The following is a 21,554-nucleotide window of genomic DNA, read 5'->3' on the forward strand; positions in this document are numbered from 1 at the left end:
AGTGAAATGATCACTATGAGCCCTTTATAGGAAGTTGTTAACTAGGGATTATAACCTTTTTCCTGTTCTTGATTGGGCTGTTCACCTTTTATTTCTAACCCAGGATATTTCTTTTTTAACACTGAAATAGCCTCTTGGGCAAACTCAGGACTAATGGTTATTTTTAATCTCTCTGAATGCATTTGACCTATTGATTGTACTGAAAATTGTTTACCATTTTCAAAAGAATGTTGTTTTTTACTTTGGTCGTTGCAAATTGCCAGGAGTGCATGATATCCAAAAATCATATCGCCATTTTTCTCTAATATTCCATCCGTCATAACTAGAGAACCATTAGCTTGTACTGCAACGGTTGTTTTATATTTCATGATTTCCTCGCTTTATGAACTATTCGCCTATTATTTTAGCACTTTTTGAAGGGTATCTGTCTTGTTTTTACGAAAACCTTGTTTTGAGCAAAAAATAATACGGTAAATTTTTTAATATTTTACTAACCTGAATTCAGAAGCAAACGGGTAATAGTCAAGTAAAGCAGGGTGAGATACAATAATTTTATTAATTCGGATAAAACTAAAGAGTGGGTATCAATTTATGTTAATAATTCAAGAAAAGGATATTCCGGTTTCTTTCTATGAGTGAAATCTTACACGCAAAAACGAGGATTGAATTTGCGAACACTTTACGAGGGCTTGCAGCGTTAAGTGTTGTACTCTCTCACCTATTGAGTGCTTTTTGGTATAAGAGGGACTCTGTTGCTCATCTAATCCAAGCACCTCTGCTATCTCCTGAAACACATGCAACACCGTTTTATATTGTATGGCTTAACCTGTTTCCACTATTTGATTGGGGGGCTTATGGAGTGGGTTTGTTTTTTATTATCAGTGGTTTTGTTATTCCTTTTTCACTCCAAAGAACAAATAGTATAAGATTTTGTGTCAATCGTATTTTTCGTATTATTCCGACATACGTACTAGGATTTAGTATTACTTTATTAGCTCTTTTTTTATGCGGAAAATATTTTTTATCAGTATGGCCATATTCCTTGCAGGAAGTATTAATCCATTATATCCCAGGAGTTCGAGATATTCTTGAGTCAAGGAATATAGATATAATTATCTGGACCCTTGAAGTTGAAATGAAATTTTATCTTATTGTAGCTTTATCAATTGTTTGGTTTCGCAATGGTTCAGTCAAGGTTTTTTTTATTCCTGCGGTTTTATTTCTACTGACCTGTTATATGTCGTGCATGATCCCAGAGTGGGCAATTAAAAATTTATCTGCTTTTATTAGGGCACAAATCTATATGATGTCATCGCCATATATTATTTATATGTTTATTGGTGTTGTGTTTCATTATCTATACTTTCATAAAATCCCATCCGATAGAGGATATTTTTTAATAGGTATTATATTCATCATGTTTTGCATTGCATGGTGGAGTGGACCTTATTCAGAAAACTTAATATTGGCTTGGAGTTATGCTTTTTCATTACTGACGTTTATGTTTGCCTACACATTTCCTCATTTTTTTAGGGCAAATCCTATAGTTAATTTTTTAGCTGATATTAGTTACCCTTTATATATTGTGCATAGTATTGCAGGTTATGTCGCTCTTCGAGTGATGCTCGATATGAATTTTAAAATTTGGACTGCACTCTCATTGGTTTTAATTGGCTCACTATTGTTGTCTTGGTTTCTCCATGTATTTATTGAGCGGCCCACACAGAAATTAGGACAAAAATACACAACAAAACGAAACAAGCCCACTTTAAGGATGCAAGCCCTTCTAGAAACAGGAATAAAGTTAGTGCGATTAAAACAATCACGGGAATTAACCTAGGAATTTTATGTCAGCTCATGAAACCATTTTAAGCAAACAAGAGAAAAAATGGCTGTTAGACCGACGCATCACAAGACTCTCTGATAACAAAGAGGTGCAAATTTATCCTATGGGAGCTGAGCGCTTTTTATCATCCGCTTTGGCTGAGCACTCCACAAATCGATATGACATTCGAGCTGATATTGAGGGAAAAAATGTCCTGGTTATTCCTGGATACGGTAACAGTAGTTTTTTATTCGCGCTAGCAGGTGCAAAATCAGTTACTGCCTATGATAAAGATCCCGTTACGATTGCTTGGATGAAAGCATTTAAAAAGTATTACCTTTATCATGAATACGATGCCAAAGGGAATCCATTGCCGTCAATTGGCGAATTATTTGCTGCACTTACATGCTGGTATCCACCGCTAGTGACTTTACCGAGGGGAAAATTGGCCCATTTTTTATACTGGATAATTCATCCTAACTCACTTAGACGAGCCTATATTCATTACATGGTGGTGTTGGTTCAACGTGCAATTCAATCTAAAACCCAAAAAAATTTTGAATTGGATAAAAACATCCAATTTCATGTGGGTACTGTAGATAAGACGCTTGTGAGTGATAAAGAGCAGACTTTTGACACCGCTTTTGTTCCTTACCTTTTAGGCGTAGAGAATGGAGTAGAAAAGGAAAAAGAGATAACGCGCTTTATGGAACAATTAATTAAAATTGTTCCTGATGGCCGTATACTTGTTACTCCCTCAAGAGCCACTAAAGAGTTTTACTTCACGGGGAAAAGTTATTTTGTAACAACAGGTTACCCAAATATTCAAGCGATACCCGAATTAAAAAAATATGTTATTGGAGAGGATAAATACTGGTTTCGTACTCAAGGTCTAGCACTATTTGGAGCACATCGCAGTTAAATTTTAGTTGTTTATAGATGTTTTGATGATTTATTTGATTGGAGATCGCGACTATAGAATATAAAGCTTTGGATGTTCTCATTGGCAAGCATGGAAAATTGCCACCACTCTGGGGATTTCTTCGTTCAAAAATTTAACTCGATTTGATACCTTTTCAAGATTTAGACCGACTAGATCCATCAGTACAAGATTTTGATGAGTTCAATAAAAGATAATTCCATTGATCAAAACTACAAGTTAGAGCTCAAATAGAAAATCCCTTTGAGGATAAGCGTTTTAAGTTTCTTGCTCTGTTTTCTTACTCTAATTTTCCTTTTTAAATTTTTATGCCATAAATTAGAACGAATTATTGTTATCGATGAAGTATGTTGTCATAAAGGTTTAGGCTGCTATTTTTTGAACCTTATTGAAAAATGGTTAAAATATGCAGGAATTATCAAGCTACCCATAAAATCCTCACCAGAAGTCTTAAATTTTGATATTCACCATCAGTATATTAATATGACTTTCAATGCCCCTGAATATCATGAAAGTGCTCTACGAGATATTAAGATTGGAAAAATGTTATGATTATTGAGTTGGTAATATAAAAATATGCCAAAAAAATATCATGAATCAATATTCATTGCTAGACTAAATAGATAGCAAATTACTGAAATAAAATTCGCATGCTAAATCATCAAATTGAACTATTTTTCCAGTCAAAATCTTTTGGTGTGATTGGTGCCTCATCGAATCGAGAAAAATATGGAAACAAAGTATTACGATGTTATCTAGAGAATGGTAAAAAAGCTTATCCAGTACACCCTAAAGAAGATTCAATTGAAGGGCTTCCGGTAGTCCATTCATTAAGTCAATTGTCAAAAGAGGTTGAAAGTATTTCTATCATAACCCAGCCGGCTGTTACTGAAAAAATCGTTGAAGAAGCGATTAAAAAAGGAATTAAAAATATTTGGATGCAACCTGGGGCAGAGAGTAACTTAGCCATCCAGAATTGCAAACTCCATAAAATCAATGTGATAGCTGGAGGTCCCTGCATTTTAATCGTTTTAAATTATAGAGAGCACTAGAATTTTTTAGTAGTATGTTCGATGATTCAAATTTGCATTTAGAAAAAATCTTTTGGCCTATTATGGATAATCATTTTGGGGCTGTAGTTATAAGGGACAAATATGTATATGTGGTTTGAACTCTTGGCTATGTTGGTTCTAATCTTAATCTCAGCACAATTGTTCTCTAATGCGTTAGAGCATTTTGGTGAGCAGTTGGATATTTCAGCTGGCGTCACGGGATCAATATTCGCAGCTATATCTACTGCACTCCCAGAAACTACGGTACCAATTTTGGCAATAATCGCCGGAACTGCTGATCGACAAGTTAATGAGGAAATTAGCGTTGGGGCAATTTTAGGTGCTCCTTTAATGTTATCTACTTTATCAACCTTTATTATGGCCTCTTCCGTAATTAAAAAACGGGGGATTAATGGATGGATAACGCCAGAAGTTACTGGATTTAAAAGAGACATGAATTTTTTCTTAATGGCATTCACACTTGCTGCTTTAGCAATGTTTTTTCCTCTAGAACCAAATCACTCACTACGTATTTTATTTTGCATCATCCTTGTTTTTCTTTATTTGCTTTACTTAATGCTTACATTCAGTGCATCTAAAGCTTTAGTTGAAAATGGTCATGCAGTTATAACAACTGAACCTTTATTAATTACCAAACTGGGTTTAAAAAATAATCTCAAAACAATTTTACTCCAATTAGTTTTTGGGCTAATCCTATTGTTATTTAGTGCAAAGGGATTCATTCATGGGGTACAGGGAGCAGCAAATTCTATTGGTATCCCTGTTTTGCTTTTATCATTACTGATCATCCCCATTGCAACAGAATTGCCAGAAAAAGTGAATAGCGTTATATGGGTAAGGAAAGGACAAGATACAATTGGTTTCGGCAATATAACTGGTGCAATGGTTTTTCAAGGTACATTACTTCCTGCATTAGGAATCCTTTTAACACCTTGGGCACCATCTAGAGAGGTTCTAACAGGTATTCTGGTAACCTACATTGCTTCGGCATGGCTAAGGTTCAATAGTTCAACAGATGGAATTAAGATTAAGGTATTATTTTTTAATGGAATTTTATACTTAACCTATCTAGGCATAGTGCTTTCATGATTTGCATGGGAGAAACTGAAATGTGCTACTGCATTAATTTAATGGTTGTAAGCTCGTCTAATGAGCACAATAATAAGCGACCAAGCCTAATTCTTTAAGTAAACGGAGTATATGCTTTATGAAATTTGATGCTATTGTCCTTGGAGGAGGAATTATTGGAGTATCCGTTGCAATTCATTTGCAAAAGCGAGGGCGGTCAGTAGCATTAGTTGACTCGAGGTCCCCAGGAAGTGAGACCTCATATGGTAATGCTGGATTAATTCAACGTGAAGGGGTGTATCCTTATGCATTTCCAAGAGATATTTTCTCTTTAATTAAATATGCTTTTAACAGCTCTCCTGATGTCAGATATCACCCGAAGGCAATACTGAGGCTTACTCCTTTTCTATGGAAATACTGGGTTAATTCTCATTCATTACGTCATGCAGAGATTGCCTGCTCCTATGCAAACTTGATTCAACACAGCATAACGGAACATCGCTTTCTAGCCGAAGCTGCGGGAGTAAGGCACTTATTCCGCTCAGGCGGATGGCTCAAAGTATTTCGAACTGCAAAAAAGCAAGATACTGAAACACGGTTTGCTGAAAAATGTAAAACGGAGTATGGCATCCAGTTTGAGTCTATTGACCAGAATTCATTAAGTCAAATTGAGCCGGATCTGGATAAATCATTGTTAGGAGCTCTTCGGTATGTAGATTCTGAAACAGTGAGTGATCCCGGAGCGCTCGTTGCTGCCTATGCAAATTACTTTGAACATCTTGGTGGTCGCTTTTTTTTCGGAGACGCATTCACTTTATCTGATCAATGGACCGTCAAAACGGAGCAGGGACAGATCAAGGCGGATTGTGCAGTAATTGCATTAGGACCATGGTCAGACATTCTATGTTCTCAACTAGGATATCACTTCCCACTAGCAGTCAAACGTGGGTATCATATGCATTACGGTGTACGACAAAATGCACAACTCAATCATCCAGTACTTGATGTTGAGAATGGTTTTCTATTAGCACCAATGACTCGCGGAATTCGTCTTACTACTGGTGCAGAATTTGCACCACGTGATTCACAGAAAACTCCAGTACAACTTGAATTAGTAGAGCCTATTGCACGAACGCTTTTTCCAGTTACTATAAGACTTGATGAATTTCCCTGGATGGGATGCAGACCCTGTACACCGGATATGCTCCCAATTATTAGTCAAGCCCCTAGACATACTGGGCTTTGGTTCGCATTCGGGCATGCTCATCACGGTTTGACCCTTGGACCTGTTACGGGGCGTTTGCTTGCGGAAATGATGACCACAGATAACTTAATCACTGATCCATTACCTTTTAGTGCAAACCGGTTTGCTCCATAAGATAATTAATGTCAGGCTCAATATTAACCTTGTAATACTTGCAATGATATCAATTACTTTCATAGGATCCTTATTTATCAATTTAAAACACTACAATCGAAGAATCCCCTATGAAAATAATCATTGAGCAAATACCACCAGAACATGCTGCAACTTTGTGTAAACAAATTACAAAAGATTTACCTGACTACTTTGGCTTACCGGAATGCAATGACCACTATATCACAGGAGTCCATTCACGAATTAATTTTGCTGCTAAAACAGCTGAGGAAATGTATGTAGGACTTCTTAGTCTTGACTTCCCATATCCAAATACCTGCTCGATTTATTGGATGGCAATATTTTCTCAATGGCAGGACAAAAATATAGGATCAATGCTTATAGATAAAGCATCTCAGTATGCTATAAAACAAAAAGCAACGACTATGACAGTCGAAACATTATCTCCCCAAGAGTCAGATGAAAATTATCTCAAAACCTACCACTTTTATTTAAAGCAAGGATTCCAACCTTTATTTAATCTCAAGCCAGAGGGATATATTTGGAATATGGTATATATGGTTAAAGGATTGAATTGATATCGGATTAGCGCCAAATAGGAGTAATAAATGAATGATCCAATAGTTGTCATTACTGATTTTAAAGAAAATGAAGCTATTTCTAAAGTTATCTATGACAATTTAAAAAAATTTAATGAATCGATTATTGGCAATTATGAAGCAAAACCTTTTATTATTTATGCAAAAATCGATGCACTTGAAATTCTTGGTGGCATTAAAGGAGATATATTTGGCACATTATGCAGAGTATTTACTGTATGGATTCACGAAAAATATCGCCGTAAAGGACTAGGCCGAGAACTATTTGTGAAACTAGATGCTTTTGCAAAAGAAAACAATTGTAAAATGATTCAACTTGATACTGCAGAATTCCAAGCAAAAGGTTTCTATGAAAAAATGGGTTATCAAGTTATAGCGACTTTACCTGATAATTTTATGGGTTATACCAGTTACATTTTGAGAAAATATTTGATTTAAATCTAGCCAACCTATGTTCTGAGATAATATTGGGCAATCATTTTTCATTTTTTGCGTAGTCTATTTAAGAAATGCTTAATATTAATTTCCATACAATCATCCACATTGATTTTTCAAGAATTATTATACCAAAAGTTCTATCGAGCTCAGATTCGAGCAATGAATATCGTGCAACGAGGCATTATTTGGTACTACTGAACACAATAAAGGAAGTTTATGAACAGCAAATTCGATAAAACATCATCATTAGAAAAACACCATGTGTCGAATACCTCGGTTTTGCAACCAGACCGTGCGACCCAACAGAAAATTGTTCAAGGACATGTTGTGATGCACTCTCAAACTAGTCTCTCAGTTATAGAGGTATTTAAAAAAAGGTTAGATTATTGGCAGCCAATGTATGGAACACCTTTTGAAAAACAATACCAATTAGATCAATTATTTAATCATTATTTAACTTTAAATGATTTAAAAAGTAACATTCATACGTTAAGGGATTTGACTGATATATTGACCCATCCTAAATTATCTATTACTAATCGCTATATATTATTCAATGCGCTTGCCGCTGTTTTCCCTGAATCTTCCAATATTAATACTATACCAGAGCCTTTCTGTGACGACACATTTATGGCGTTATTGATAAAAAACAGTGATGACTTAAAAACCATTCTTAACTTAATAACAGCACCCTTGGATACTCCTACTATATTTTTGCAGTGGGTCAAAGCAAAATCTCCTTATCTTCAAGGAATAATTGATAAAAATCATCCAGTAGGACGCTCTATTTCAGTTTTTAGACAAATGTTTGCAGAAGATATACCTCCTGCTCCGGTCTTTTCCCAGACAGAATCCTTATTTTTAGACCAACCAGTTCTTTTTCCGATGACCCAATATCAGCAGAGTCCTCACAAAGCATTAATAAACCTTTTTATACGGCGAATAAAAGATTTGGATAAAGGGGATATATCATCTTTTAAAAATTTTCAAGATAAATTATTTGATAATGACCTTTCTGTGACTGAGTTAAAAAAGAGCATTCAGAATTTAGAGGACTTACTTGATATATTTAAAGAGGGTTCATTGATGCCTCAGGCTTGCTATAGCTTATTTAACTACATTATTTCTGTTTTTCCTTTACCTAAAAACAATGGAAATCTCAGAGCACATCCCTGCGATGAAGAACTTTTGGGAAAAATCATCAAAAACAGAGATGATTTAAAGTCAATTTATAGTTTTATGTCAAATAATCGAAGCAGAAATTTTATCCCCGCGCTTGAAAGACGGCTGTCCCATTCGCCCCATTGCGCGATAATCTTACAATCCAGGGTAATACCACAGAGCCGAATTAATGGTTTAAATTGTTTTTTCCCTCCAAGTATTGAATTAAATACACCATCAAAACCTGGATTTGATATACTCGCCAAACCTGTGTTAGTCGATTTAACTGATCATAATGCCAGGGGAATGAATTTTGAAGATCAAGAATCAGATCCTGTTATAAAATCGTTAAAAAGAAAGCCGCTTGCCACGACTGATGATCCTGAGGAATCAGTCATCCAGTCGAGGCCCTCTAAACGTCAAAAAGAAAACCCTGCGGTGAACCCTCTGAATTTGAATACTAATCACAGAGGACCAGAAGTAAAGGAAAGATCAACTATAATGCACCCGCTAGGGCAATTATCCAGTTTTTTTGCTAACAAAGCCAGATTGGCAGTGATAGCTCAAGAACCAGAGGGAGGAGAGTATGACTACCTCCTGGATGACCATGGGAATGTGGTCGGTTTGGTGGAGCCCAAGTAAAGAATCGGTGGGTTGTTTTTATGCTTGATTAGGAAATATGTTCCTAAGTACTGGGAACTCATGGGTAAGAGTCGACCGATTATCTCATGCAGGCTTACCAAAAGCCCCAAAATATGCAGTATAGAAAAGCATATAGGGTATAAATAAAAAAGATTAAATCGTAAAAGAGCTTTGTTGTGACTCATTTTTTTAGAAGTAATTGCAAATAGTCATGAAATACATGCACGATTTGTTTCGGATTTTCAATCCAGGGATAATGCCCAGCCCCTTTAATCGATCGAAAAAGAATATTTTGCTTGTTAAATTTTCTAGAGTTAAGAAAAAACTTTAATGGAATAATTAGATCGAGTTCACCAGCCAGTATCAATGTAGGAATTTTTTGAGGAGCCCATTTTGCCTTGTATGTTGAATCAAAATTCGCTCCGGACCATTCGCACGTTTTATAATTAAATGGTAATGTTTCCAGGAGCGACATGCCTTTTTGTAACCCTTTTTTTGTAAATGAGTAAGGGGCTGAGGCAATTGTCATTTTTTTCAAAAGAGCATTATTTGGTTTTTTGGCATATTCGCTTTGCAGCTTTTGAACTTGCTCTATTGGATGGGTTTGAACGTATTGCGCAAACTCCTCTAACCACAAGGCATCGGGAGCTGAATCCATTAAAACCAAGCCCATAATCTTTTTTTCAAGCTTCGGAGTTGCGAGAGCATACATTCCACCAGTTGAATGTGCTACTAAAATGACATTATCTAATGCGATGACCGCTTCAAATAGCGCCTCAGACCAATGTGAAAAATATTCTTCATCGCAAGGTGTTTTATTCGACCCATCTCCTGGAAGATCAATATGCCAAATTGTTCCGGGTAATTTTAAAATTTTGGTGAGTGTACACAGTGATTCTGATCCTATACCAGGTCCACCAGGAAGAAATAGCCAATTAAAATTTGCACCGTCAGTTGACTTGATTAATTGCAGACGTGCCTTAAGATTAGTCCAGAGATATCGATTCATATAAATTTTCTAATAAATTTCAAAAGCCAGAAAGCTAAAATCACTGCCTCATTTAAAGAGTGACTTTTATTAATACATTTGTTAGATTTTATACGATCAATGAACGCAATGTCATCGGTCTATTTCTGACTTTGCAAATTCTCTAAAAATTAAATCAACGACCTTGATCCCAACACTCTTTATAAGTCAGATCAAATTCATCAGTAAAACCCAGGCCGTAATCATCTTGAAGTCTAAACCGTTTACCAGGAACCGCTCGCTGATGTATGATTTGCATATCTTCAGAAGCTATAGAAAAGTCCAGAACATCCATATTTTCTTGCATATGTTGCTGGTTTCTACTTCCTGGTAAAGGAATGCAACCACTCTGCATTATCCAGCGGATTGCAATCTGACAGGGAGATTTGTTGTATTTTATTCCAATATTGGTGAGCATGTTATCATGACTGAGTCTACCAAAGTCTAAGGGTCTCCATGACTGGTACGCTATTGCATGCTTCTGACAAAGCTCATAAAGTGGCTCGTCAAAAAAATTTGGATTCATTTCAACTTGCACCCATGAAATAGGAACACCAACTTCTATAGCCTTTCTTAAATGATTCACATTCACATTGCACATGCCTATATGTTTAATTTTTTTCTTTTGTCTCAACTCATCCATGGTTAAAAGCGTCTTTTCGATGGACAACATTCGATTTGGCCAGTGAATTAAATAAGCATCTAGATAGTCACTATTGAGGCTCTTTAAGGTTAACTCAAGATCTTTCCGTACATTGTCTGGCTGCTGCATGTCATGCCATACTTTTGAAATGATATAGAATTGGTGACGGTCCAGTTTTTTAGCGCTTTTCCGATGGCATCTAAATTGTTATAAGCAGTAGCCGTATCAATAATACGATAGCCCAGTTCAGCAACCTGCAAAATTACATTGGTACATTCCTGACCAAGCAGTTTATCCGAACCAAATCCAACCATAGGACAGGAAATTGTGCCAGACTGAAACATCCCGTTTTTGCTATCGATATTTATTGGATCGGCAGGATAAGATGAATTCATTGTTACTCCTATATTATTTTGTTGAAGCACTCGCTGTATCTGTGATAAATATAGTATGCCTCAATGAATTCACAAATGAATTTCTACGCTTTGCAGCTATTTAATTCAGCCTAATTTGCTCGGCAGTTGCTGTTAATTCAGCTAATTGTATCTTGAATTGCTCACCTCTAAAGTTATCGTATGGCACTTCCAAATTAAGCTTATAATTTTCAGCATCTATTTTGTATAAAGTTTGACAAAAACTAAATGCAGCATTATCAGTGATACTACGGTCATCCAATACGTCTTTAATTAATTGTCTAATAGAGGATGGTTCACATTTTCTTATAATATGCTCTAACAATACTAATAAAAACTCAGGATCCGCTCTCTTAATTACCAAATTACATAGTTTACTTTGTAATGATAAGGATCTGAAGCTGGTAGCAGGATGCTCCATAAGGTATTTGAAGGTGTCATAGTGACCAAAATGAGCTGCTGCATAGGCAGGATGATTGGATGATCTAATGCCAACAAAAGTATTCGGACTTTGTTGAAACTTTTCACAAAGAGTTTTAATAGTAACCACATCATTAGCATGAACAGCCATATCAAACAATGGAATAGTAACAGGTGGGGAATAGGGGATATGGTACTTATATTGTATTCTATCTGTTGTAAGCTCTCGATTTTGTTTAAAAGCTCCTGTTTCTTTCCATGCATTCATTATACTGCTAACTGCTTCCTTCGTAGCTTCCGATACAAAATAGGATATTGCTAAGCCAGAAGTCGGAAAAGCATTTTTGATAAATTGAGCGGTTGCTTCTGTATTATAAAATTTCAATGGTAATTGATTCATATCAGCACAAAGCCAGCGGTCAGTATCTTTATCATAGGTAATAAGGATTGAATGCTGTTGTGTAAATATATGGAGAGGAATAATGACATTGGTATTTGCTTTTAATATGCATGCCTTTAAAGTCTCTAAATCCTTGATATATTCTTGTAGAGAAAGATAGTTAACAGAACCTATCATTTCATTTTCAATTTTTCCTCTGAAATGCTCTGGTAAAATTAAATGTAACAGTTCATTAGTCAAATAGGGATTCATTTCCGGAGTTTTAAACAGATCCCTGTATCCTTCCGGAAAGGTAAATAGACTTGCTGCATCAAAATACTCAAAAATACGATTGAATTTAATACTATTAATTTTTGTTTTCCAAAATGCACCATTTTGCTGCTGCAATTGGTTATTATATGTTTCTACAAGTGCTGAATTATCTTCGTTTTTCGCCGCCTCACAAACAGGATTGAAATATTGTTTATTAAGAAAATTTGCTATATCAGTCATAGAGCTTAATTTATCCATCAAAAATAACATTTTTAATGAAATAAATGAGGTGTGCCCCAAACAGAATCCGCCAATAGGTTTATACCCAAATCCAGATGCAAAATTGAGTATTTTTGTATGCATGTCATCTTCTGTAGTAGCTCCCAATGCAGCTAGCTTGCTCATTTCTGCTTGATTATTTGCTGCCTTATATCCTCGGAAGGCCGCATCGATATTTCCACCTTGAGCAAGCCATTCATTAACACGATGAACATGGCCTCCTTTAGCATACCCTTCAAGAATATATTCTGTTGAAAGAGTTTGTAATTTTTCTGGTAGAGGTAAGAAATTGAAATTATCAACATGAGCAGATATATCTATCAGTATATTTTGTAATTTTTCTACATCACTTTTATTAAGAGGGTAATGATCCATGAATATTGGATTATTGATAAGTTCTAAAGCAAATTTATAATTTCTACACTGTAATGCACTAATAATAGCGTGATAAATTAAATCATTTTTTTCCTTTAAATGTTCATTGACCAGCTGATATATGCGATTAGGATCAAGAGGTGAACCGCCGTAAAGTTTCGCCAAGCAAACATTATACAAAAATCCTGGTACACGAGCTAAAAGTTCTGCTTCTGCAAATGCTTCAGCATCGAGCAGATCCAACAAAATACGTTCGCGCCCATAAGGTAATATATCACCATAAACAATATTCAATTTATTTTTTAGGTTGGATAAATTATTAATTAAATTAATGGCCTGAGTGTCATCAGATACTGTACAAAGAATATATTTAAATAAATTTGAGATATTTATGGTTTGCGGTTTAGGAGTAATACCTTGTGGAGCCAAAAGAGAAAATAAGACTATTTCTTCCGACTGACTCAATGAAGCTGAATGGGGCTTTCGTAATTTTTCTTTTAAAAAAACTAATTGATTATCTGAGTCAGAATTAAAAATTCCAAATTTTGGATGGTACTCAAGATCTAAGTACATATACTTAATTGCTTCATTTTCTAAATAGAAATAGACCTGGTTACATTGAACCTCAAAGTTAAAGCCACCATCTTCATTCTTGGGTGCTGCATCCAGCAAAGAAAAAGAATAACCTAATTCAGGCAATGAGCTTTTGCTCACTCGTCCTGAGAGTAAAGTAAATAACCATTGAAGCTTCTCTGAATTATTATCGGATAATGCATCAATAATGCGAGGGAATTCATGATGTAGCAGTTCAAGCTCTGACGCAGTGAGTGCTTTTAAATACTTAGGAAGGTTCTGTTGATCTATTTTACGTTGCATAATAATCCACTTCAATTGGTAATTGTATGTCCATTTATTGTACAGATGGAGTATGAAGTGATTCTTAATCGACCATCGCAATAATTGAAACAACAGTCTGGAAATGGACAGGGGAGTGATCAATTACCTGACAAGATTATTAAATGACCCTAAAGGGTTTTGATATCCCTTCATTAGGACAGATTTGTTGATTCTAACCGTATTTATAATGCCCTGAATACTTGATCCTATATGTTCCTGGTAGGGCGTTTGAAGGAATTTTCCAATATACATGGCCGTACGCATAGGCAATAAAGATTTGTTCCCAACGTTAAACGGTATCAAAATCCCAATCATGAGCAATCGTTTGCCATTATCCAACAGAGTTCATGAATTGTACTTGTAGGATACCTTTCATGGTTTCAAAATTATTTCCTGGATGGCCTGCCCAGAAAATAACATGCACAAGATCTCCGCGCTGATACTGATCATTTGGTTCCAAATGCACACCACCAAATTTTAGAGAAGGTAAGCTGGTAAAGTCCATCGGCCAAATACTGTAAAACTACCTTCGTAATTTATTCCTCAGAGGTCACAATATACCCAGCATAAGAATTGCTGAGGCCAGCAATAACCACGTATTTTGCTTGTTTCTGGAAAGTCTCATGTATGGTAAGTATGTTCTTCGGAACTGCCAGTGAATTCTGGTGTCACAAAAGTTTTTTCCATATCGAGATATTGATGACGAAAAATCAACCTCTTCGCCAACAGGTGTTTCAGCTGTATTAAATAATTCTTGCGCTTTCTTGTATTGCTGTTCACCAATAATGAATCAATACAAGTCATCATTCAATCATATTCTAGTAAGTTAAAAAAAGCCGATTATTATTGTTGCGATAACAAGTTGAATAGTATCCGTGACAGAATAACTAAGTCTGATTATCAAAATAATCAGACTTAGTTGGTTTTATAGATATGCACTACCCCATATTTCACTTGCAGACCTCTGCTTTTGACGTGGAGACTCTGTTTTAATTTTCATAGAAATTTCAAATCCACATGCATAAGTATCATTTTGTATAGTCTGTATCTGTATACTTTTTTGAATTAAAAACAACTAAAATATCACGTTAGGGTTTATTGAAGCTCTATTCTTTTTAGTAACCGCGCTGCTGAGGAACCAGACATTCTGAGTTTGTTGTGGGTGTTAAAGAAGGATTACTTTTACAATCTTTCGCGTAAAAGATTTGTTGGTAGAATCTTAGATTTATAAATTTACCTTGTTCATTTTGATCAGAAAACACCCATAAATGTGTTCTTAGAGGAATTAATGCTACGGAATCTGCTTTTACCAATGTATTTGGGAAAAATTTTAGCAAAGGGATGAATTCTTCAAATGAAATCTGAGATTCAGGATACTTAAGCCAACGCATCAATCCAATATACTCTTCTTTTGTAGGATTCAAACCTTGCTTATCCCATGAAATAACAACAGAAAATGGAGCCGAATTTCCATTGTTATCAAACAGCCCCAGCTTCGCTCCAGCGGTCCATTGAAAGCTACTCCAATATTGTTTTACACCATTATCTGTTTGAATAGGTATATTTAATTTCTCACTTAATTTCATCACTGTATTATAGGGATTAGGACTCGGATTGGGATTGGGATTTGGTGGTAAAGCATTTTCGCCTTTATTACTGATACTTATAATTTTACCTATAGGACATACACAGGCCTGAGTCTTATCTTTACCTACACTATGTGGATCACCCCAAATATAATTTTCAAATAACGCGACATATAGTTCTGCATGTTTCCACCCAATGTCCGTTAGATTATGTGGACCAGTTTGGGTATCTTCGGCATGACGAATGACAAATACGACCGGCATGCATCCATTTGTCGCTCTAAAAGCACCCTGAGGACTGCATGCAGAATCATCAGTCCACCCATTTAAGGCAAATAAGCCAAGCAATAAAAAATAAATATATCTCATATTGGCTTAATTAAATTATCCATCTTATGAGTTTAGCAAAATATATTCTTAAAATTTCCCTAATACCTAATAAATACCCTATTAAGATCAATGAAAAATGTTCAATCGAAGTAATAAATACACCTCCTCCTGTTTTAAAGTTTAAAAACCTGTCACATATGTCAGGTTTTCCCTGTTTTAGGTAATAAATTATTATTTTTATAGGCATTTTGTTCCCTAATTCAAATACATAAGGAAAGTGATGAATAAATTAAAATTATATTCTTTTTTGTCGAGTGCATTCATAGTTTCAATGACATCCCAAGCAGCATCCACGGTCTTTATTGACGAGATCAACATGTACCATTACTTAACAAAAAGTAATAACTCACTGGTCGGTAAAAATAGTGATTATCAATTTGTACTATCCAGCAAAGTCACCTTAGGCAATGGCGTTACTAAAAAGAAATATAGTTTATATTACAAAGAGATTCCGGTATTCAATTCGATTTTAACGAGTTCTGAAGTTAGTGCCGTGGAAAATAAGTGGTATGGGCAAATGATGCTCGACATTGAGAAAGACATCCCCAATCCAATACCCAGTTTAAATTTCAAGGAAGTTTTAAAAATCGCAAAGAAGAATGTGTCGCTGAAAAAAAATGACCTAATTAAAAATGACAAAGCAGAACTTTACATACGTATTAATGAGAACAATAAAGCAGAATTGATTTATTTAGTTTCTTTTAATGTAGAAAGTTATAATGTTCAAAGACCTTACTATATGATTAATGCACAAACAGGAGATATCATAACTTCTTGGAATGGATTAACAACACGAGACGCTGAAGGACCAGGAGGGAACCAGAAGACAGGAGCTTATTATTATGGGAGGGACTATGATTTTCTGGATGTATCAAATATCTGTCAAATGAGTAATCAAGATATAGATACCTATGACATGAATAATCAGGTCACTGGGGGAACAATTTATCAATTTACATGCCCTTCTCGTAGTACAGATCGACCAGTCAATAATGGAAAAGCTGTAAATGGTGCATATTCACCGCTTAACGATGCCCATTATTTTGCAGGTAAAGTCCTTGATATGTATCAAAAATGGTTTTCTCTTTATCCGCTTCAATCCAAATTCCAGGTACGGGTACATTTTGGGACAAACTATGAGGGTGCGTTTTGGAATGGCCAACACATGACTTTTGGCGATGGTGGAGCGAATACATATCCTTTTACTGCCATAGATGTGATGGCCCATGAGGTAAGCCACGGGGTCACTGAGTTTAATTCCGGTCTTCTATACAAAGGTCAATCCGGAGGAATCAATGAGGCATTTTCTGATATGGCAGGAGAAACAGCTGAGAATTATTTGAATTTCCAATTAGGAAAAGAAAATGATTGGTTGGGGGGAGCTACTATTATGAAAAATCAAGTTGCAATGCGTTATTTTAAAAATCCTACTCTTGATGGTATGTCCATAGACAATGCTAAAAATTACAATGATTCCATGAATGTGCATTATACATCAGGAGTATTTAATAAAGCCTTTTATACTTTGTCGACAACACCTGGTTGGGATATACGAAAGGCATTTGGCACCTTCTTGCTTGCGAATCAAATGTATTGGCAACCGGAGGCCACTTTTGATAGTGCAGCATGTGGGGTAGCTAAGGCCGCTTTAGACCTTGGGTATGAAGTCAATGACGTTCTTAGCAGCTTTCATGTGGTGGGCGTGGACGCTGGTTGTAATGTGGATGACCCAGACACTGGCAACGAAATTGAAATATCCAATGGAACCATTGTAAATAACATTAAATTAACTGCCGGTGATGAACGACGATATCTCATTAAAGTGCCCGTACTGAATAAATACCCTTTTAGTTATGATATTCTCTCTATTCAAATAACAGACAATCAAAATAATTCAAAAAATAGTGTCCAATTGTATATTCGCTATGAAGATGGAACCTTAAAAAAAGTACTATTGACAGGCAATGAATATTTTAATATCAAAAAGCCCGCAGCTGGAAATTATCATATTTTAATAAAAGGGATTGCTGTGAGTTCAGTTAACCTAACTGCATTTTATGGTAACTTACAAAGATAGTACATTTTAAAAGATTGGCTATTTTAGGCATCAATAGCCAATCCTATTTAATTCTATAAAATCAATGCGTATAAGCACCCCCAATAAGGCCCTGTAAAAAATATAAAATTCAGGTGAGCTCAATTCAAAACTTTTTAAAGTTGGCATTTATGTAATTTAGGATAAAGGATGCAAAGCATAAAAAAACGAATGGCAGAAGTAACGTCAATAGATGAGTTAAATAACCTATTAAAAAATTATTTTTGCAGTGTAAATATAAAAAGTTTTGCCTTTACTTATTATAACCAGCACACCAAAACAGGAAGCAAATTGGTATATGAGTGGGCATCCACACCGCTTGACGCTTGGCATAAATACTATCTGCAGGAAGGTTATGCTGACATTGATCGCACTCTTGAATCCACAGAACAATCTTTATTACCTATTTTTTGGGATGTAAAAGAACAATTACGTTTGGCTAAAAATAAAAGAATGCGGCGATTTAAACAAGAGTCCCTTTTCTTTGGGCTTGATAAGGGATTATGCATTCCTTTACATGGTCCGAAAGGAGAATTTGTCATTCTGGTATTACATCAGCGAATTAATGAAAATGGTTTAAAAAATTGGGAAGATCATGTTGATGCCTGGCTTGGCATCTTACATACCTATTTTCATTTTTTAAGGCTACTGCTGAATGAAAAAACCATAGGCGTAGTGCCTCTGACAAAACGTGAACAAGAATGCTTACGACTAACTGCTGAGGGAGTGCGTTTGGAACTGATTGCACAAGTACTAAAAATAAGTAAGCGTACTGTAAATTTTCATTTACAAAACGCCAATAAAAAGCTCGGTGTAACCAATAAATATTTAGCAATTATGGCCCTACTGAATCATAACAATTGAGTGAATTTTAAAGTGATTTCTTCTGTTTTTTTCTGGTTTTGTCCATCAAGATACTCGTATGACTGAATTTGAGAGAGCTGACAAATGTGGATATACTTTATTTTTATCTCTGCGGTATAGGCTGGTGCGCGAATCTATCAAATGATGATCAATGCACTTCCCTATCGCACAATTCATTACTCATAAATCCAGATAAGAGTGTTTGTACTGCAGTTTTCCCCATTTCTTCTCTTGGACAAAAGTCCATCGCCACAGCAAAACCTACTTCCTTCATTGACTCATTCCAGAAAGGCTCTTTAGTCAAAATGGGTTTTATCTTTCCAATGAGCGAGTCTAAAAACTTATCATCAACCGAAAGAAAGCGCTGCTTTTGGGGGGTCTTGATCAGCATTTCTTTTACAGTGACATAAAGTGCATAGTTCAATATGTATAAAGCAAATTCCTGTGACTCGTTTTCTTCATCCAGATAAATTTTCCGATCTTGACTGTAAAAATGAGTAAACCGATAATTATCAGGACAAAATTCATGTTCGATAAAATCCAGCTGTTCTGAATTACTTACTTCGTTACGAAAAAAAATACTGTTCACGCTGAGACTGAAGCGCGGAAATTTTAAAACAACCTTGAAAAATGCAAGGCTGTTTCCAGATAGTAACCAATATTAAAGTTTCAATATTTATATCAATACAATTCATTCTAATATTTAATTCCCAATCTAACCTTAAAAAATTTTGCGTCCCAATTTAATTTTCATTTGTAGGAACGACGTGCTGTATTTTACCACTGAAGCGTGCACCCAAGGTTAAAATATTAGGACATTGTTTGATTATCGGTAACAATAAAAATCGAGCCCAAGGTTTCATCATGGCTAATTGTGCAAAAAATGATGCGGCATGGATACGGCTGCTAAAATATTTACGCCACTGTTTCGTATAATATGCACCGGCATCATCAAAATGATTCTGTTCCTTAGGATCGTTCAGTTTAAATTTAATAAGACAGTGAGCAAGTAACCATGCAGATTGCAAGGCCATACTAATTCCCTCAGCTACAACAGGATGAGCTTCACCTGCACTATTACCAACAAAAAAAATACCATCCTGATAACAGGTACGAATACCAGGCTTAATTGGCCCTGCTGCCAGCCAGTTTCCCTCACGATCGGCACAACCAAGTACTTCCTCAACTCCACGACATTGATCTAATAAGTATTTATAAACTGTTTCTCCGGCTTGTATACCTGGGTTTTTCAAACGTAAATCATGCAACACATCACGGCGAATACAGCACGAAAGCGAGACCTTTTGCTTAGAACTATGAACCATTCCTCCATAGCCTCCAGGAAAAGCCAGTAAAGGCATGAGATTTATAGGTAAATTGGAATTTTTAAAATGCGCCTTAAATGCCAAAAGATCGGATGGTTGATGTATTTTATGTTCGGATTGACCAATTCTTTTTTCCCATGAGCCATTTGCAACGACAACTAGAGATGCCATTATCTCTGTTGTTTTATTATCTCCTTTTACTGTACAGATAAATAATCCATCTTTAGAACGATGTAATGACAGTGTTTCACATGGTTGCCAAACCTGCACTCCTTTTAATTTGGCTTTATTCATAAGTTCTGTATCAAGATACTCTCTTGCGAGCGCCCTTCCCCATAAATTTTTTGATGTTTTAGATGGAGGCATATTTGCAGTTAATATAACATCTGAGACGTATAACCCGATTTTATGTATCTCAGGTCCCCCATTTATTAAATAGAACTTTTCCATTCCAAGTTTTTGCAATAACGATAAACTTGTAACAGATATAAATTCACCACAGACCTTTCTACGAGGAAACTTTTTCTTTTCGACCAGCCCAACTGACCAACCTGCTTCAGCAAGTAATAATGCAGTAGTTACCCCCGAAGGCCCCCCTCCAATGATAAGCACATCTAGAGCCATAGGTTTTTAATCCATACTATTTCAAAATAAGAATACTCCACCAAAATGGGAAGTGCCATTTGATTTGATAATTTTTAATACATGCTTGTTGCAACAGGAATTCTAATTCTTGCTTGGTAAAGCTCTTTTGTATTGAAAGCAGACCATCATGGGTAATAAGCCGATTACGAAATAGTGGGCAAATCATTTTATAAAGCCCATAAGCCATAAAATTGCGATGCAGATCATTGATTATCACTGCCTTACGCGTTGACTCATGGGCATTGATTAAAAGTGTGATCAATTCTTCGTCATCCAAATGGTGGCATACCAAATTGAGCAGAATTATATCTATATTATCTTTGACTTCGAGTTCTGGCTTCAGCTGCAACTGAAACTCGACTAAGGTGCTTCCATTTTTTTGTTGCCATGCTTGTACTTCTTTTTCAGCGAGTCTAATCGCTTCCGTAGAAATATCTAACCCCAGCATGCGCATTTTAGGGTAATATTTACTAAGATTTAGTAAGAATAAGCCACCACCGCATCCCACATCCATCAATGCTGAGTCCGAGGGAAATTGTTGAAGCAAATTGACTGTACTTTTAAAAATACCCATTAATCTATTAATTTTAAATAATTTTTTTAAAGATTGCGTGTATTCTTGTGGCGTATAAAAATCCTGACCTAGATCAATGATTTCCTTTTCTTTTGATCTTATTTTAAATTGGGTCATTTCATTTTAGTAATGAGAAATTGTTATTTTGCATTGTATACTTAAATATAGCAATAAATGATTTAAAACTCTAAATAAACTCGTAAGCAGTAACAAATTTGTTTATATTGAAGGAGATATTTTTATAA

The 21,554-nt window shown here is 35.6% G+C and carries 20 protein-coding genes; 10 read left to right on the forward strand and 10 right to left on the reverse strand.

The genetic code is table 11. The features are described 5' to 3' along the window. Nucleotides 1-41: 41 nt before the first annotated feature. Nucleotides 42-368, reverse strand: a complete 327-nt coding sequence (locus tag Lpar_RS13100; RefSeq protein WP_058518346.1) for a hypothetical protein — start codon at nt 366-368, stop codon at nt 42-44. Between the two features lie 263 nt (nt 369-631). Here Lpar_RS13100 and Lpar_RS13105 point away from each other — a divergent pair, with 263 nt between their 5' ends. The 8 genes from Lpar_RS13105 (at nt 632) to Lpar_RS13145 (ending at nt 9,124) form a co-directional block, all read left to right on the forward strand. Further along, nucleotides 632-1,840, forward strand: a complete 1,209-nt coding sequence (locus Lpar_RS13105; protein ID WP_082650388.1) for an acyltransferase family protein — start codon at nt 632-634, stop codon at nt 1,838-1,840. Nucleotides 1,841-1,847: 7 nt separating this feature from the next. Beyond that, nucleotides 1,848-2,747 carry a hypothetical protein gene (locus Lpar_RS13110; protein ID WP_058518347.1) on the forward strand — a complete coding sequence of 300 codons (900 nt, stop codon included), beginning with the start codon at nt 1,848-1,850 and terminating at the stop codon, nt 2,745-2,747. A 668-nt stretch (nt 2,748-3,415) separates the two neighbouring features. Further along, nucleotides 3,416-3,817 carry a CoA-binding protein gene (locus Lpar_RS13120; RefSeq protein ID WP_058518349.1) on the forward strand — a complete coding sequence of 134 codons (402 nt, stop codon included), beginning with the start codon at nt 3,416-3,418 and terminating at the stop codon, nt 3,815-3,817. A 102-nt stretch (nt 3,818-3,919) separates the two neighbouring features. After that, nucleotides 3,920-4,927 carry a sodium:calcium antiporter gene (locus tag Lpar_RS13125; RefSeq protein WP_058518350.1) on the forward strand — a complete coding sequence of 336 codons (1,008 nt, stop codon included), beginning with the start codon at nt 3,920-3,922 and terminating at the stop codon, nt 4,925-4,927. Nucleotides 4,928-5,045: 118 nt separating this feature from the next. Continuing rightward, nucleotides 5,046-6,284, forward strand: a complete 1,239-nt coding sequence (locus Lpar_RS13130) for an NAD(P)/FAD-dependent oxidoreductase (protein ID WP_058518351.1) — start codon at nt 5,046-5,048, stop codon at nt 6,282-6,284. 110 nt (nt 6,285-6,394) lie between these two features. After that, nucleotides 6,395-6,862 carry a GNAT family N-acetyltransferase gene (locus Lpar_RS13135; protein WP_058518352.1) on the forward strand — a complete coding sequence of 156 codons (468 nt, stop codon included), beginning with the start codon at nt 6,395-6,397 and terminating at the stop codon, nt 6,860-6,862. A gap of 30 nt (nt 6,863-6,892) precedes the next feature. Then, nucleotides 6,893-7,321, forward strand: coding sequence for a GNAT family N-acetyltransferase (locus Lpar_RS13140; protein WP_058518353.1), 429 nt, complete (start codon nt 6,893-6,895; stop codon nt 7,319-7,321). Nucleotides 7,322-7,537: 216 nt separating this feature from the next. Continuing rightward, the gene (locus tag Lpar_RS13145; protein WP_058518354.1) at nt 7,538-9,124 is read left to right on the forward strand and encodes a hypothetical protein; all 1,587 of its coding nucleotides are present in this window, start codon (nt 7,538-7,540) and stop codon (nt 9,122-9,124) included. Between the two features lie 181 nt (nt 9,125-9,305). On the opposite strand, the gene Lpar_RS13150 is transcribed toward Lpar_RS13145, so the two are convergent. The 6 genes from Lpar_RS13150 to Lpar_RS13175 form a co-directional block, all read right to left on the reverse strand. After that, on the reverse strand, nt 9,306-10,133 hold the full coding sequence (locus Lpar_RS13150) for an alpha/beta fold hydrolase (RefSeq protein WP_058518355.1): 828 nt from the start codon (nt 10,131-10,133) through the stop codon (nt 9,306-9,308). A gap of 154 nt (nt 10,134-10,287) precedes the next feature. Then, nucleotides 10,288-10,923: an aldo/keto reductase family protein gene (locus Lpar_RS13155; protein ID WP_058518356.1), complete on the reverse strand. Its 636-nt coding sequence runs from the start codon at nt 10,921-10,923 to the stop codon at nt 10,288-10,290. Beyond that, complete coding sequence (locus Lpar_RS13160; protein ID WP_058518357.1) at nt 10,884-11,189, reverse strand: aldo-keto reductase family protein; 306 nt, start codon at nt 11,187-11,189, stop codon at nt 10,884-10,886. The genes Lpar_RS13155 and Lpar_RS13160 overlap by 40 nt, the downstream gene beginning before the upstream one ends. Nucleotides 11,190-11,289: 100 nt before the next feature. Then, nucleotides 11,290-13,809: a hypothetical protein gene (locus Lpar_RS13165; RefSeq protein ID WP_058518358.1), complete on the reverse strand. Its 2,520-nt coding sequence runs from the start codon at nt 13,807-13,809 to the stop codon at nt 11,290-11,292. Nucleotides 13,810-14,161: 352 nt separating this feature from the next. Further along, nucleotides 14,162-14,335 (reverse strand): neutral/alkaline non-lysosomal ceramidase C-terminal domain-containing protein, encoded by a 174-nt coding sequence (locus Lpar_RS19695; protein WP_082650389.1) that lies wholly within the window; start codon nt 14,333-14,335, stop codon nt 14,162-14,164. A gap of 610 nt (nt 14,336-14,945) precedes the next feature. Further along, nucleotides 14,946-15,785: a hypothetical protein gene (locus tag Lpar_RS13175; protein ID WP_058518360.1), complete on the reverse strand. Its 840-nt coding sequence runs from the start codon at nt 15,783-15,785 to the stop codon at nt 14,946-14,948. A 241-nt stretch (nt 15,786-16,026) separates the two neighbouring features. Between Lpar_RS13175 and Lpar_RS13185 the strand changes: the two genes are divergently transcribed. Together Lpar_RS13185 and Lpar_RS13190 are read left to right on the forward strand one after the other, a co-directional pair. Continuing rightward, nucleotides 16,027-17,883 carry a M4 family metallopeptidase gene (locus tag Lpar_RS13185; RefSeq protein ID WP_058518362.1) on the forward strand — a complete coding sequence of 619 codons (1,857 nt, stop codon included), beginning with the start codon at nt 16,027-16,029 and terminating at the stop codon, nt 17,881-17,883. 168 nt (nt 17,884-18,051) lie between these two features. Continuing rightward, nucleotides 18,052-18,765: a helix-turn-helix transcriptional regulator gene (locus Lpar_RS13190; protein ID WP_058518363.1), complete on the forward strand. Its 714-nt coding sequence runs from the start codon at nt 18,052-18,054 to the stop codon at nt 18,763-18,765. Nucleotides 18,766-18,913: 148 nt separating this feature from the next. Here the strand turns inward: Lpar_RS13190 and Lpar_RS13195 are convergent, their stop codons facing one another. The 3 genes from Lpar_RS13195 to Lpar_RS13205 all read right to left on the reverse strand — a co-directional run bounded on the left by Lpar_RS13195 (nt 18,914) and on the right by Lpar_RS13205 (nt 21,426). Next, complete coding sequence (locus Lpar_RS13195) at nt 18,914-19,354, reverse strand: hypothetical protein (RefSeq protein ID WP_237759413.1); 441 nt, start codon at nt 19,352-19,354, stop codon at nt 18,914-18,916. A gap of 154 nt (nt 19,355-19,508) precedes the next feature. Further along, nucleotides 19,509-20,714: an NAD(P)/FAD-dependent oxidoreductase gene (locus tag Lpar_RS13200; protein ID WP_058518364.1), complete on the reverse strand. Its 1,206-nt coding sequence runs from the start codon at nt 20,712-20,714 to the stop codon at nt 19,509-19,511. Nucleotides 20,715-20,730: 16 nt separating this feature from the next. After that, on the reverse strand, nt 20,731-21,426 hold the full coding sequence (locus Lpar_RS13205; protein ID WP_058518365.1) for a methyltransferase domain-containing protein: 696 nt from the start codon (nt 21,424-21,426) through the stop codon (nt 20,731-20,733). Nucleotides 21,427-21,554: the final 128 nt, after the last annotated feature.

It is taken from the genome of Legionella parisiensis (genome assembly GCF_001467945.1).
Lineage (GTDB): Bacteria > Pseudomonadota > Gammaproteobacteria > Legionellales > Legionellaceae > Legionella > Legionella parisiensis.